Origin of the sequence: Atopobium sp. oral taxon 416 (assembly GCF_018128285.1) — a bacterium.
Taxonomy (GTDB): Bacteria; Actinomycetota; Coriobacteriia; order Coriobacteriales; family Atopobiaceae; genus Olsenella_L.
The window spans coordinates 1,671,870-1,686,315 of sequence record NZ_CP072380.1; the positions used below are offsets into that span (position 1 = coordinate 1,671,870).

Consider the following 14,446-nt stretch of genomic DNA (forward strand, 5'->3'; position numbering starts at 1 on the left):
CGGAATCTTGTTTCATTCGCGGCTGCATATCCTTGGTAAAGTCTCTCCGTAAAGGTTGTAGATCTAAACGGAGAGAGTTGAAGCAAAAACAAGTCGTACCGTTAGTCGTACAGAGTTGATGGCTTAACCCTTAACAGCACCAGCTGCAACACCCTTGATGATGTACTTCTGGCAAGAGAGGTAGAACACAATGACCGGGATGATAGCCATGAGGATGATTGCCATCGTGGCGCCCAGATCGACCGTGCCGTAGCTGCCCTTCAGGTATTGGATCTGAATTGGAATCGTACGGTACTTGTTGATGTCGAGCACCAAGTACGGAAGCAGGTAGTCGTTCCAGACCCACATAATCTCAAGGATACCCACAGAGATCATCGTAGGCTTGAGCATGGGCATTACCACCTGGAAGAAGGTGCGGACCGGACCGCAGCCGTCGATAGAGGCAGCTTCCTCAATCTCCAACGGGATGGAATGTACAAAGCCAACGAACATGAAGATTGCAAGGCCAGCGCCAAAGCCCAGATAGACGATAGGAATCGTCCACGGGGTGTTGAGTCCCAAGGTATCCGCGGTCTTGGAGAGCGTGAACATGACCATCTGGAACGGGACAACCATTGAGAAGATGCAGAGTGCATAGATTATCTTGCAGAATGGGGAGTTAACGCGTGCAATGTACCACGCAGCCATGGAGCAGCAGATCAGGATCAGCGCGACGGAGAGTACCGTGATCAAGGCACTGTAACCGAAGGCCGCCCAGAACGGATAGTTACCGAAGGTCATACCGGTGACAAAGTTCGACCAACCAGCAAAGCTCTCTGCGGTAGGAAGTGCGAAGGTTTCAGTCTTAACATAGGTGTTCAACTTGAAGGAGTTGATGGTTACGCATACGATCGGCAGAACCCAAATGATACAAATAATGGTGAAGACGACCGTAAGGATATTCATGTGACGCTGCTCTGATTGGAGCGTCTCTGGTTGACTCGCTGCCATTATTGCTGCACCTCCCGACTACGGGTGTAACGAAGCTGAGCAAGGCCAAGTGCCGCGACCAGGATGAAGAAGATAACAGCCTTCGCCTGTGCAACGCCACGCAGAGCTCCCGTGCCTGAATAGAACGTGTTGTAAATGTTCAGTGCCATCATCTCAGTGGTGTTGATGGTCGTGCCATCTGCCAGCTGCTCATACGGCAGACCACCGGTCAAAGCAAGGTTTTGATCGAAGAGCTTGAAGCCGTTAGTCAGGGACAGGAACAGACAGATCGTGATGGAAGGCATAACGTTCGGGATGATGACCTTGAAGAGGGTCTGGCTTCTCGTTGCGCCGTCGATCTTTGCTGCCTCGATCATGTCCTCCGGCACTGCCTGAAGACCGGCGATGTAAATAATCATCATGTAGCCGATCTGCTGCCAGCACATCAGGATGATGAGACCCCAGAAACCGTAGGTGGTATTCAGAACGATTGAGGTGCCATACTGCTGCAGGATACCGTCGAAGATCATCGACCAGATGTAGCCCAGAACGATGCCGCCGATCAGGTTCGGTGCGAAGAAGACCGTACGGAAGATGTTTGAGCCCTTGATGCCTTGGGTCAGCGCATACGCAACTGCAAATGCAATCACATTGATAAACACCAACGAGACGATTGCAGTCAGCGCAGTATACCAGAATGAATGCTGAAATGAGATATCCGAAAAAGCCGCCGCATAGTTTCCGAAACCGATGAGCTTTGCGCCCGAAATAGTTCTGAACTGGCAAAAAGAAAGATAGATGCCTTGAATGAACGGCCAGACAAAGCCAATGATAAACGCAATGGTTACCGGTAAAAGAAAGAGCCACCAGAAGTGTCGCGTAGACCTGATCTGGGAACTCGGTTTAAAGGCTACACTTTTACTTTTCATATTCTTCACTCCCTGTGAGAAGGAGAACGGAATCGGGTGCGGGCTGCGCCCGATTCCGCAAATATTCAGAAGCTAACTATTAACCATTCTCAATCTGATAGTTGTTAGCCCAGCCCTCAACGAATGCAGTCCGGAAGTTATCCCAGTTAGCGCCAGACTGATCTGCCGTGTAAGCGTTGAGTGCAGAGACGAGACCATTACGGTATTGGTCAACGTTCGGCTCGAAGTTGGTAACCCAGTCCATGTTGTAGCAACCATTGTCGGTGTACTCGGTTGCCTTGGTCAGGAACTTGTTGGTGCCCTCAGGAGCATCAGTGTACGGTAGCGCGCCGAGTGCATCAACCATCTTCTGGCCGGCGTCAGGATCGGTGACCATCCAGAGCCAGAAGTCCATGGTGGCCTTTTTGTCCTCATCGGAAGCGTTATCGCTGATTGCGAGGCGGTTCTCAGTGCCACAGTTCAGGCCGGCTTTGTCTTCACCTTCGACACCGCCGTAGTACGGAATGACCGTTGCGTTCGGCTGTGCCGCGATGATGTCCTTATAGTCGAAGGAGCCGGAGAAGATGAAGGCAGCTTTGCCGTCAAGGAACTCGTTCTTAGGATCGTGTCCGCCCGTGGAGAGCGTAGACGGATCCTCAGCTGCATTGTTGATAGCAAGGTCAAAGAGGTTCTTGTAGTTCGGCAGATAGGTGCCTTTGATCGTGGCAGGGCACTCTTTCCAGCCACCGTCGTCTCTGGACTCATAGAACAGCGGGAAGTTGGCAAGGTGGCCGGTGACACGCCAAGAAGCGGAGCTGTCAAGGTCGGTTGCAACGAAGGCATCAAAGCCAAGTTCGCTCGCCCTGCTGTGGATGTCCTCTACGACCGTCTTCAGGGAGTCAAAGTCCTTGATGTCGTCCATGTTGTGGCCAGCCCGCTTGATGAGGTCAGCATTTACAACGATGCCGTAGTCCTCGTAGCACAGACCTGCACAGACCATCTTTCCATCATCGTCGTAGTAGGTGTAGTCCTGCGTGGAGAGTGCATTGTCAATCTCAGTGCCCTTAAGATCCATAGCATAGGGGCTCCACTCTTTGACGCCAGCCATGGTACCGATGTTGAAGAGAGTTGGTGCCTCGGACTTATCCATCTCGGAGGTCAAGGTCTGCTCATAGGTGCCGGATGCTGCGGTCTGAACCTTAACCTTGACATCAGGGTACTTGTCCATGTAATCCCGGGCGAGCTGCTGTGCGGTGTCATCGAGCTCAGGCTTGAAGTTCAGCCAATAAACGCTGCCGGAACGATTCTTGTCAGGCTGCTGATTGTTGCTCGAAGAGCCGCCACCTCCGCAGCCGGCCAAACCTAGGCCAAGTGCTGAGACTGCACCCAATTTTAGGAAGTTCTTTCTTGAAATGTTACTCATCGTCGTCCTCCCACTGCCGTCTATTAGGTGGCGCTATTACCACCTAATTTTGTTTGCAGAGACAGCAGACGTGGATCTCTCGCGGGTGCCATCTCAGTTTCTAGCTTAGAAGAATCTACCTTAGAAGAACAGAAAAGAAGGACTTGTTTAAACAACTTTTCACCGAGCGGTGTCCCTTTTCAGGTGAACGGTAAAAATGTAAGAAAGTAATATACTGGTAATCAGGCTCAGTTGCTGTATACATTCCTAAAATCGCTCAAGTTTTTGCCAACACGATTCAGAGGGGTTATGGCATATCCGGGGCCTCAGGCACACGGAGCTTTTGTCATATCTAGAGTAGCGACGAGCTCTAGCAAAAGAAGGCGATCATGCCAAAAAAGATTTTCGAGAGCATCTACCACGACCTGAAGGACAAAATTCAGCAAGGGACGTATTCGTATCAGGAACTGCTCCCTACTGAAGGTGAGCTGACAGAAATGTACGATTGCTCTCGAAACACCATACGTCGTGCGATTTCAGAGCTTGCAGATGATGGCTATGTACAGCCTATGCATGGCCGAGGCGTACGCGTTATATGGCAAAAGGAAAACCATAGGGCACAAGGATTACTTGAGGGCACTGAATCCTTTCAAGAGTATGCGAAGAGAAATGGATTCGTCCCAAGCACAGAGGTCATATCCTTTGATGAGATAACGTGCAGCCCAGGCCTCGCACAGCGCTCCGGTTTTGCTAAAGGCATCAAGCTCATCCGCGTTGTCCGTGTGCGCTCACTGGACGGTATTGCTCGCCAGGTTGATACCGGATATTTTCTCGCTTCCGCTGTGCCGGGCTTAACCCCTGAATATGCCACAGAGTCTGTCTATGGATACCTTGAGCACAACTTGGGAATGCACATTCTTACGAGCAGACGCCGTATCACCGTGCAGCTTGCAACGGATCTTGACCGCCAGAACATGGATCTTGGACCCTATAATTGCGTGGCTGTCGTTGAAAGTCAGTCTTATAACTCAAAAGGCGTCATGTTCGAATACACTCAAGTTCATCATCACCCTGATACATTCAGTTTTATCAGTGTGTCAAGAAGATAAGGCCTCAAGAACCATCAAGTGAACCTATAGTACGCCCTTAGCTTTCCATTTGGATCTTGAAGCAAGAGTGCCGATCTACAGCAGTAATCTGGGTGTAAGCGAGAACAACTATGCCCACGTTTTATAGGCACTCATAATAAAAGATTCTGACAGTTTAGAAGTGTGGTGATAGGAGCATAGGGGCCGGCGTGAGTTGGTATGATTGTCCCGCCAACTTAGATTTGCCCGAGCGTCCATCTGGTCCTAAGTTTGGCGACGTCCCGACTGGATGGGCGCCTGGGCGGTGCGAGGATGCAAAGGAGAAGATCGGGCTTGAGATCTTCGAGGAGGCTGCAACACGCCACAGGTCCGCGCCGTTGTGCCCCTCGTGCGGCGAAAAGTCCTGGATGACGGGAAGAGTACCGCCGGGCACTAGTGCTTCAGATGCCCAAGCTGCACGAAGCACTACGCCGCCTTCTTGAGAGCCATATTCGACGACTCAAAGAAGGACCTGCCCACCTTAGTCTTCTTCATCGAGCTGATGTGCTACAACGTGCCTTTAGGGGGCATCGCAAAGATTTGTGGGCTGAACCACAAGATTGCCTATGAGTGGCGCCAGCGCGTGTTTGCGACCGTGGACGGCTACGGGCAGGCCCGCAAGCGCGGCCTGTCCAAGCAAAAGCTGTGCATCGCCGTGGCCATCGACGCCTGCAAGTACGCGCTCGCCATCGGGTACGGCAAGCCTTCCCGCGTATCAGGGATAGCCTGCGCTCTCACATCGCCAAGGGGGTCAACCGTGGTCGGGGACATGAAGAAGTCGCACAGGTCCCTGGTCAGGGTGGTCGAAGGCGTGCACGAGGCCTACAGGGCACACGTCAGTGACCCGCAATACCTCGAGTGCATGGCTGTCGTGAACAAGCTCTGCTTTTAGCTCAAACGCTACCTGTGGCACTTCAGCGGCATGGACCTGAAGAGACTGCAGAGCTACCTGAACAGGTAGGTGTACCTGTTCGGTGTCAACCAGTTGCGCGACAAATGGCCGAGATTGGAAAGGATGGTGCGCCATCTGATGATGGAGGATGTGACTTACCGCACGTCAGAGCCTTGCTAGGCACACCACACTTCTAAACTGTTAGATAAAAGATAATCTGACAGTCAAGTAAATGGGGGCCGGTTCAGGCTGTCCTGACAGCCCAGGTGATACAATTCCACATGCCAAATGGAGAATGTGTCCTGGAGCCCTGGACTGCATCGCTAAATCCCTGCAGATATCTTACCAGAGCGCCTGGGAATGGAGGCACCGGGTGTTTACCACCGTGGGATAGCTACCAGGACCGCATCGTCCTTAAGAGGCGCATCTGGATCGACGAGACCTACATCGTGGATACGGACCTCACACATGGATATGGCCAGGCAAGGAAGCGGGGGCTCTCCTCCCAGCAGCTCTGCATAGACATCTTCAAGAACCCCTATGCCGTGGTCTGCGGACACGGCAAGCCGTCCACGAGAAGGATCAGGGACGCCTTTGGCGGCCACATAGCCAAAGGCGCGCTCGTTGTGCACGACCGAGAGCGCGCCCACAGCGGGGTCATACGCGATGCCGGAGCAGTCTCCGAATCATACCCGAGACCCGGAATACCTTGAGAGCATGGAGCTCGTGAACAACCTCTGCTCCTGGCTCAAGAGATACCTCTGGCGCTTCATGGGCATGTCCCATGGCCAACATACAAAAGCTACCTCAACTGGTATGTCTATCTGTTCGGTGTCAACCAGGCAAGCGACAGGTGGCCCGAGACTGCAAGGGTGGTCCGCCATATGATGATGGCCGATGCGAGTTTCCACAGCTCGACATAGGTCTGGCGGCCCCCATTTACTTGACTGTTAGATTAAAGATAATGGCTAAGAACTTGCGGCACAGTTAGGCTCCATGAACTGTAAGCTGCTTAGACAACTTTGGCTGCAGTGTGGCCGCGATGCCTGCAAGCGGGATGTACATGAGGCACATCCTGTGGAGGGAATCGGCACCAAGCATCAAAAGAATCCCTGTGGCTGTATCTTTAGCTGAACGAGTTGAACGAGTCGGTATACGACTTGTATATGGGCCTTCGGAAGGCCGTGGAACGCTCCTTCGACATATGCCTTGATATTCGAGATGCGGGCCCTGGGGAAGCGAGGCGTCATCGTATGAGCTGTCGTACTTCTTCTAGACGAGCCCGCAGAAGCAATCCAGCCCTGCCGATATCTCGCTTCCAGGCATCGGCACAGATCTTGGACATATGACAGAGGTGGTCGTGTTCGAACTGTTACCAGGAATCCACGCAGCGCAGGACGCAGCAGCCCTGTCCAGCGCAGTAAGCATAGGCTGCTGCTTTGTGCCGCATCCCCTCGTGCCTTTTGATCTTGCTTCTATGTAGAAGTCGTCGACTGCTGCGCAATCAGCAGAAAGGACGCTGGAGGCACTTCAATCTTGCTATGGCACAGCGGATCCTTACCAGCACGTACCCGGCCGTCTTGTAGCTGTATCCTGCCTGGCGCTGATCCCTGCCTTTCTGGCTGGACATGAACCACATCGCGACGAACCACTCCCTCAGGGCAAGATGGGTACCCTCCATCATCGTTCCTGCGCTCACGCTGAGCTGGTGTGAGCAGCTCGTGGGGCCGCAGATAAGGCATACGAACCCTTGCGGGAACATCTCCTCGATAAGCCTTTACTCGCAGGACTTACTCGTCTGAGAACCTCTCCAGAAGCTCCATCAAGGTCCCTTTACTCTCACATTCCTTCATGCTTAAGTGCGCCTGCATGCCCCTTAGCCATGTCTTTTCCCGATCTTTTGAATGCATCAACCCTTCACCCATAGTATGCAGCTCGAAACCGACAGGAAGTGTTGGGCTTATGCTTAAAGTCGTCAGCCATTTCCAGCTATCCCACACAACGATCGCGTTCATTCGCTCCAGGAATGCCTCTCGCCAGGTCTTCTTCCTCTGACCTTAGGATTTAAGGTCCCCAAAGCTCATCTGGCTGCCCATATCTGCCTTTTGGATATGCTGGAATACGTTGCTGTAATTATAACATATCCGCAGGCAGATAGGCATTTATGTGGGTATGGGCACTGCGTGGTTCGAGACATTTTAAGCCGGCGGCATACAGCGTGCGGCCCCAGCGACCTCATCGAGCCGAATTAATCATCGTTTCCCTAGCTGACGCTTTGCTGGATCGGCGCTCACATTAACTACCGAAGAGCCCTAAAAATTGGACCTAAGAATCAAGGTAAGAGGAAACCTCGCCAACTACAATTCAGCAGTCAGCGAGGTAATCTCACAAAGGATCGTGGTTAGAGAGAACTACCTACTTATTTAGTGGCAAGCTCCTTTACGTCCATCTCATCCTCGATCTCCTCGTCGAGCTCCTTATCCTTCTTCTTTAGCATCTCAGCCTTCTGGTCAACCGGCATCATCGAGATATTATCCTCGTAGATCTTCTTTCCGGTTGGATGCTCCTCTTTCCAGATCTTGTCAGCGACAGGAGCCCACTCTTTCGCGTACCTGGAAGTACGAGCGCAGAGGTAGTCAACATTCTCAGGTGTGACATACTCAGTGGACTCTGCATGAGCCTCGTGAACCATTTCAGGTAAGATCTCAGGATTTTCAAGCATCGGGCACGGACGGAGCATGTTATCATTCCACGGCCAGTGAGCACGGTAAGCTTGGAACATAGGCTGCTGCAGGCACTCGATCAGGGGTTTGTCATGGATGTTGGCGTTTGCATAGTGGATGAAGACGCATGGCTCGACATCGCCACGAGCGGTGATGTGGCAGAAGACACGGCCACCAGCGATGCACCCACCGACAAACTCGCCATCATTCTGGAAGTCCATCGTCATGATCGGCTTACCACCCTCATAGTCACGGACCTTACGGATGCGCTTGATCATGTACTGACGCTGCTCAACGGTTGGCATCAGGTCAGCGTTTGCGCCTTCACCGACGGGCATATAGTGGAAGTACCAAGCCCACAGAGCGCCCTTCTTGATAATCAGATCGTAGTACTCATCAGAGGTGACGGACTCGACATTGTTGCGGGTATAGGCAGTTGAGGTGCCAAATGCGAGGCCATTATCACGCATAAGGTCCATAGCAGCCATAACCTTATCGAAGCAGCCCTCGCCACGACGGCCATCGTTTGCGTCCTTAAAGCCCTCAAGGGAGATGGAGAACACGATGTTGCCGAGTCGCTTGCAGTCGTCGCAGACCTTCTGGTTGACCAAGGTGCCGTTGGTAAAGAGGCTGAAGAGACAGTCATTGTGCTTCTCAGCCAGCATTGCAATGTCCTTCCAACGAACCATCGGCTCACCGCCGGTCATCATGAAGGAGTGGCAACCGAGATTCTTTGCCTGGCTGACGATACTGTCCATATCGTCGAAGCTCAGATTCAGGGACTTGGAGTAGTCGGCGGCCCAGCAACCGATGCAGTGCATGTTGCATGCGCTCGTCGGGTCGAAGATGATGATCCAAGGCACGTTGCACTGATACCTCTCAGCGGACTGAGTAGTCTCACGAAGGCCACGAAATGCTGCCTCATAGGCACCGTTCAAGGTCGCAGTCTTCAGAATATTGGGGTCAACTCTGTTGACGAGGTTGAGCAGGAAGGTCTCCCACTTGGAGCCAGGGTAAAATGCATTACGGAGTGACAGAGCCATGTCAGGTGCGGTGTCAGAAAGAAGCTTCACACCCATATCAAGGAACTTCTCGAGTGCCTCCTCAGGATGATCTCCGTTTCTTACACCGTTAATAGCACGATCCAGAGCGAAGCCGAAAGCTTTACGCTCAGCTGCATGGGCAATCTTTGATTGCATGTAGTATCGTCCTCTCCTTATAACTAGACTGGATGCACTTGAACACCATGCATCATCGTTTCCGTTATCGATTGAATACTATAATTGAATCTGGTTCAAAAATCTTGCGATTTTCAAAAATTTCTACTCAAATTTAAAAATTTTTCACGTTTCATCACAATTGAAGTCACAGTTGATACGATTGTGTCGAGTTTTGTGGTGTAAGAGTAGGGCCGCGCCAGTCTCGATATCGGCAGCCTCCTGCGTTGGCGTAACTTTATACCGCTCTCTCGTACTTATCAATCACCAGCTTCATGATCACCCTCGCTTCGGAGTGCGCCTCCTCGTCCGCCTCCAGCTCCTTGATGCGCATCTTTGCCCTCTTAAGGAAGAAAACGGGCTCTAGTGACTCCTTCGACATGAACAGCCTTCTGCACTCCCACTCGGCGTTGAGCTTGCCGATAATGCCGGCGAGCAGCCGCATGATCGACCCCGTCGACGGGAACACCTGTACGGCCCGGCCCCTGCGCTTGAGCTTGCCGTTCATGCGCTGCATCACGTTGTTGGTGCAGATCTTCAGGCGCTGCTGCCTGGGGAAGGACAGATACGCGAGGGCGGCAAGCTCGGCGTCCTTGACCACCCTGGCCGCCTGCGGGGCGTCCTCCCTTAGCTCGTTGACGGCGCGGTGGTAGAGGGCGCGCCGTCAGAGGCCCTCCCCGGAGTCGATCCTGGCGCGCACGTCGCACTTGATGTACGCGAGGCCGCGCTGCCAGGCCGCCTGCGAGTAGACCTCAAAGACCTTGGCGGCGCCGCCCGCCCAGGGCGTCTGAGGTGACCAGGCGCACGTTGTGCACCCCGCGCTCCTGCAGGAACCCGCGCCAGGAGGCGTAGCTCTTCGAATTCACGCACGTGAACCCCACGAAGTGGCGCTGATCGTCGTCGCCGACGCCGATCGCCACGATGAAGGCCTCCCTCCCACGCGCCAGCTCACGTAGGTGGCGTTAAGGAACAGCTAAGCGAAGCGGAGCGGCGAGCACCCCCTCGCCAGCAACGCGTCCACCTTATCCTCTACCACCGCGCGCAGGCGCAAGAGCTGGTCCTTGGACAGGGAGTCCACCCTCTCGACCTTGCGCGTGAAGGTGGCGGTGATATACATCTCGGCCAGCGCGCACTCAGTGCGCGATGCAGCGCTTAAAGAGGTCGGTCGGGAAGTACGAGCCGCAGCGTCGCTTGGGCACCATCAGCGGGAGCGTCCCGACCGCGGTCTTCAGCTTGCGCTCGCGATAGCCACAGCGGGTGGCGCCCTCGGCCCCGCACGCCTCGTTTGCCTGGATGGACATGATCTCGTTGAGCACGGCAGCCATGATGGTGCTCATCATGTCGCACAGGCTCGAGGCGCTGTCTAAGAAACCGAGCAGGACCTCCTTCAGCTGCGGGTCCCCACGCTGTATATACTGTTTAAGCTGACCATCGTCGTTCCCTTGTGTCGTTATCAATGCAACCGACATTCTAGGGAAACGATGATTAATTCCCAATGATGTGTCAGAGAGGACCAGCCACGTGGCCTTTCGCGGCCAGCATAGGCATTAATCATCGTTTCCCTAGGACCGGCAATGGTCTTCTCGTAGCTTCCCTCTCATACACCACTTTTTTCGACACAGCCCCAGCGATCCCACGGCACGATCGCATCCATCCGCTCCAGAAATGCCTCCCGCCGGGTCTTCTTCCTAAGACCTTAGGATTTAAGGTCCTAAAAGCTCATCAGGCTGCTCATATCTGCCTTTTGGATATGCTGGAATACGTTGCTGTAATTATAACATATCCGCAGGCAGATAGGCATTTATGTGGATATGGGCACTGCATGGTTCGAGACATTTTGAGCAGGCGGCATGCAGCGTGTGGCTCCAGCGACCTCATCGAGCCGAATTAATCATCGTTTCCCTAGAACTATGGGATACAGGTGTATCTCAGAGAATAGCCTAACAACTACATTTTCACAGGCTAATGGAGGGTATGGACTGTCCCTCTAACCGAGATAGGCGTATGCGCCTATTATATAGCGTGTATGCCCAACTATTCGTGCATGAGAAAAACTAACCCGCAATGAGCCCTTAGAGCGTGTCAAGCGCCAGCTGTTTGGTTTCAACTTCGTCGGTTACAGGATTGTGCGCCAGAATATTGAGGTGTGTGAAGCCAGCCTCCAACGCAGATTGGATCGCGTAATCAAATCCGGCATTCAGCTTCTCTTTCTGGTGTGCATCGGTATTGATAAAGATTTCTCCACCGAAATCCTGGAGCACTTTCAAGAGCTCAGGGCGCGGGTACAGATATTTCTTTCGGTTGCGGTTATAGGCACCGCAGTTGATCTCAAAGGGGACACCCTCCCCTACCAAATACTCCATGGCCTCCTTAGCGGGATCGAGATACTGCTTGCTCGTCTCGTCGACGAAGTGCATCTGATCGTTGAAGCGCGTAATCAGATCAAAGTGCCCGATAAAAGTGCAGTGGGTCTTATCGTAGATTTTGGCCTCGAGCTCGTAGTAAGCTCTGCACATGCGTAGGTAGTCCCCACCGTAGAACTCATTGCAAAGCGTCTCGATGTGTTCTGTCGTGCTATCCACGCTCATCGGCGTTGGGGTTTTGACATCCATAAAATGGGTGGAGCCGATAATGTACTCAGCACCCGAGCAGGAAGCCGGATCATTATACATGTTGTCCAGCTCGACGCCCATCAGGATATCGAGCTTATCGGCATATTTTTTCTGCAGTCGTTTGATCTCTTTAGTGTAAGCATCCCAGTCCATATGGATATCGGGGTCCATATGCCCGGAGAACCCTAAGTGCTCAAAGCCTAGGTCGAGAGCCTGTTTAACCATTTCTTCGGGGGTATTGTCCCCGTCGCAGAACTTGGTGTGGGTGTGATAGTTTGCCCTAAGCATGTGCATCTCTTTCCTCACCACTATGGGTTGTGTAATATGGTTGGATCTTCTTGAAATACCCGGTAGAGCTTCTGTTTACCCGGTTCTCGAACCGCATACAGAAATCCTCTGGATCGATATTGTTCCATTTGACCTTAAGGAACTTATCTCTGACGAACTGGATCGAAAGGATATAGACGTCGTTAAGATCCCCCGCTTTGTTTCTGCGTTGTGTATAGCCGCTCAAGACGATCGTGCTACAGGAAGGGATCCGGTTGAACAGCGAGGCACTGAGATAGGTCACCAGGCTAAAGAGCGCTTGCGCATAGTGGGCATAGACTTCCCGGGCAGGGACAGCATGCATCGCCACGTGACCGGTCTCCGTCGTCTCAGCTTCCTCATCTGGTATCTCTTCGATCTCGGGGAGGTCAACATCAAGTAGAAGCATGTTCTGATCTGTCTGATACTCGAAAGAAGCGTTAAAGACGTACGGCAGTTGCTGATCCTTGAGGAATTGCTCAACCGAGACTTCTGTTTCCTCTGTGGACGCTGAAGATTCCGTTGCAGGACAAACACTCGGAGCCCTCGTATGGAGCATTGTATAGGGCTTAAGCATCTCCTCAAGGGACATCTCTATCTGGTCAGGGAACTGTTGCTTGTCAGATGCATCAGCTAGCTTCTTCTCGGAATCTTGCCCTTCTTTCTTCACATGGGCGCCTTTCTTGAAGCTGGTACCGATACCTTTGTCTGAGAGCTTGGTCCGTTTGGAAAGTCCTGTCCCAGGAAGGCCGGTATTGACATAGGTCCCATGGGCACCAGTACTGACGGAGAGCCCTTTGACACCCGGTATATGGGCACTGAAACTGATACCGGACTTGGAGAGGTTCACCTTGAACCCCGGAGCCACCCGAATCGTTCTATGGAACCGAAGACCACGCATAGAGAAAACTCCCTCCTTTGTAAAACACGTTGTAGAAACTATTGTGCACGCTTTCACCATATTCTGTCGAGAACTAACAGACCGGCGACAGGGGTTGCCCACTTGAAATAACCCTAAAAATGGCAAGTTCCCCTTGGGGAACGGCACATCCAAGGGTACCATCGATAGTCTTGTACTCTTTCAGCTAGCTTGTCCCTCACCCGTTAGGTGTGGTTGAGCGTCTCTCTTACGCTTCTTGAAGTGGTGACATATCCATATAGCGCCTATCACTTCAATAGCTCTGCTATGTATCTGAGTCTTGCACAGACTATGAATTGGCTGAAGTAGTGAGACACAGAGGCCCTATTCCTTCCGAATCCTTGGCTTTTGCAGTGGCACCTCTGTAGGCCTATTCAGCCTCGGCTATGCCGCTCATGTACCATTCTTCCGACATGTCGTAGCTAAGCGTATGGTAGATTCGCCTGCTGTTGTAGAACTCAACGAACTTTGCGATGGTATCCTTGAGCTCTTGTAGCGTGCTGTATTTTGTCTGCCTTTAGGCATTCGCTCTTGAGGGGGCGGATTGTCAAGCTGAGTGCAACAGTTCCCGATAGACCTCGCTGGCCGTCCTGTATCCAAGGACCTTCCTCGACCTGTCGTTGATCATGCCGAATACGCGCTGTACCTCATCATCGGTGAGCTTGGAGAAGTCCGTGCCCTTAGGGGAAGAACTCGGTCAAGTCCGAATCCGTGTGTAAAATCGCTGCCGCGTTCCCTGCCTTACGCCTTCGCCATGTCCTTCTGGTTGCGCGCTATCTTTGCGAGCTCGTCTTCCACCTGCAGGAGCTGTGTGTAAGTCCTATCCGTAGTAGCTCTTCCTCTGCGTCGAGCTGCACTCGTTCTCCTCGGTAAGGACCGACCCGATCAGCCTGATCACCGACACCTTACTCGGGAAGACCCCGACAAAGCAGGCGTGCCTCTCTATCTTCCTGTTCAGCCTCTCCAGGTAGTTAGACGCCCTCATGTACAGGCGCATCGCGGCGATCAGCACCCTCGCCGCCCTTGAGGCGACGTCGCGCAAGTGCGCCAGTATCTCGTCCCGTGTGCGCCTCGCCTCCGGTGCGCTTGGCAGTTGAGCCTCTCGACCAGCTCCCCCCTTAAGGCCGGCGCACACTCCCTTGGGGGCGGCCTTACACACGTTGCGCAAGTGGGCCTGGCAGCGCTGCCAGGCGGCGCCGGGCAGCACCTCCCTTACGGCCGCCACGAGCCCCTCTCTGGCGTCCACGAGGGAGCGCAGGAAGTCCGCCCAGGAGCGTCCCGTGTGCGACTCGGCAAGCGAGACCCCGATGACCTTAGCAGCGCCCTGGACCTCACGCGGTGGTCGACCCTGACCTTGAGGTAGGTGGCGTT

The 14,446-nt window shown here is 53.2% G+C and carries 14 protein-coding genes and 3 pseudogenes; 3 read left to right on the plus strand and 14 right to left on the minus strand.

What is annotated here, in order from left to right; translation table 11 throughout:
* Positions 1-123: 123 nt before the first annotated feature.
* The 3 genes from J4859_RS08790 to J4859_RS08800 all read right to left on the minus strand — a co-directional run bounded on the left by J4859_RS08790 (position 124) and on the right by J4859_RS08800 (position 3,300).
* Positions 124-990 carry a carbohydrate ABC transporter permease gene (locus J4859_RS08790; protein WP_212329121.1) on the minus strand — a complete coding sequence of 289 codons (867 nt, stop codon included), beginning with the start codon at positions 988-990 and terminating at the stop codon, positions 124-126.
* On the minus strand, positions 990-1,898 hold the full coding sequence (locus tag J4859_RS08795; protein ID WP_212329123.1) for a carbohydrate ABC transporter permease: 909 nt from the start codon (positions 1,896-1,898) through the stop codon (positions 990-992). Before J4859_RS08795 ends, J4859_RS08790 begins: the two co-directional genes overlap by 1 nt.
* Before the next feature lie 79 nt (positions 1,899-1,977).
* On the minus strand, positions 1,978-3,300 hold the full coding sequence (locus J4859_RS08800) for an ABC transporter substrate-binding protein (RefSeq protein WP_212329130.1): 1,323 nt from the start codon (positions 3,298-3,300) through the stop codon (positions 1,978-1,980).
* 368 nt (positions 3,301-3,668) lie between these two features.
* Here J4859_RS08800 and J4859_RS08805 point away from each other — a divergent pair, with 368 nt between their 5' ends.
* The 3 genes from J4859_RS08805 (at position 3,669) to J4859_RS08815 (ending at position 6,011) form a co-directional block, all read left to right on the plus strand.
* A complete protein-coding gene (locus tag J4859_RS08805) occupies positions 3,669-4,388 on the plus strand; it encodes a GntR family transcriptional regulator (RefSeq protein ID WP_212329131.1) in 720 nt (239 codons plus the stop codon).
* Positions 4,389-4,845: 457 nt separating this feature from the next.
* A complete protein-coding gene (locus J4859_RS08810) occupies positions 4,846-5,298 on the plus strand; it encodes a hypothetical protein (protein ID WP_212329132.1) in 453 nt (150 codons plus the stop codon).
* 281 nt (positions 5,299-5,579) lie between these two features.
* A complete protein-coding gene (locus J4859_RS08815) occupies positions 5,580-6,011 on the plus strand; it encodes a hypothetical protein (protein WP_212329133.1) in 432 nt (143 codons plus the stop codon).
* Positions 6,012-6,802: 791 nt separating this feature from the next.
* On the opposite strand, the gene J4859_RS08820 is transcribed toward J4859_RS08815, so the two are convergent.
* The 11 genes and pseudogenes from J4859_RS08820 to J4859_RS08865 form a co-directional block, all read right to left on the minus strand.
* Entirely contained in the window at positions 6,803-6,997 is a 195-nt protein-coding gene (locus tag J4859_RS08820) for a hypothetical protein (protein WP_212329134.1), read from the minus strand.
* Between the two features lie 91 nt (positions 6,998-7,088).
* The gene (locus J4859_RS08825) at positions 7,089-7,313 is read right to left on the minus strand and encodes a hypothetical protein (protein WP_212329135.1); all 225 of its coding nucleotides are present in this window, start codon (positions 7,311-7,313) and stop codon (positions 7,089-7,091) included.
* Between the two features lie 404 nt (positions 7,314-7,717).
* Entirely contained in the window at positions 7,718-9,220 is a 1,503-nt protein-coding gene (locus tag J4859_RS08830) for a radical SAM protein (protein ID WP_212329136.1), read from the minus strand.
* A gap of 256 nt (positions 9,221-9,476) precedes the next feature.
* Positions 9,477-9,878 (minus strand): annotated as a pseudogene (locus J4859_RS08835) (transposase); the annotation flags it as partial.
* Between the two features lie 112 nt (positions 9,879-9,990).
* Complete coding sequence (locus tag J4859_RS08840) at positions 9,991-10,185, minus strand: transposase (RefSeq protein WP_371812242.1); 195 nt, start codon at positions 10,183-10,185, stop codon at positions 9,991-9,993.
* Positions 10,186-10,211: 26 nt separating this feature from the next.
* The gene (locus J4859_RS08845) at positions 10,212-10,355 is read right to left on the minus strand and encodes a hypothetical protein (protein ID WP_212329140.1); all 144 of its coding nucleotides are present in this window, start codon (positions 10,353-10,355) and stop codon (positions 10,212-10,214) included.
* A gap of 16 nt (positions 10,356-10,371) precedes the next feature.
* Entirely contained in the window at positions 10,372-10,695 is a 324-nt protein-coding gene (locus J4859_RS17685) for a transposase (protein WP_212329142.1), read from the minus strand.
* Positions 10,696-11,310: 615 nt separating this feature from the next.
* On the minus strand, positions 11,311-12,144 hold the full coding sequence (locus J4859_RS08855) for a histidinol-phosphatase HisJ family protein (protein WP_212329145.1): 834 nt from the start codon (positions 12,142-12,144) through the stop codon (positions 11,311-11,313).
* Complete coding sequence (locus J4859_RS08860; RefSeq protein WP_371812014.1) at positions 12,131-13,219, minus strand: DUF4236 domain-containing protein; 1,089 nt, start codon at positions 13,217-13,219, stop codon at positions 12,131-12,133. Before J4859_RS08860 ends, J4859_RS08855 begins: the two co-directional genes overlap by 14 nt.
* A gap of 226 nt (positions 13,220-13,445) precedes the next feature.
* A pseudogene (locus J4859_RS17690) lies at positions 13,446-13,577 on the minus strand (hypothetical protein); the annotation flags it as partial.
* Positions 13,578-13,895: 318 nt separating this feature from the next.
* Positions 13,896-14,390, minus strand: a pseudogene (locus tag J4859_RS08865) (transposase); the annotation flags it as partial.
* Positions 14,391-14,446: the final 56 nt, after the last annotated feature.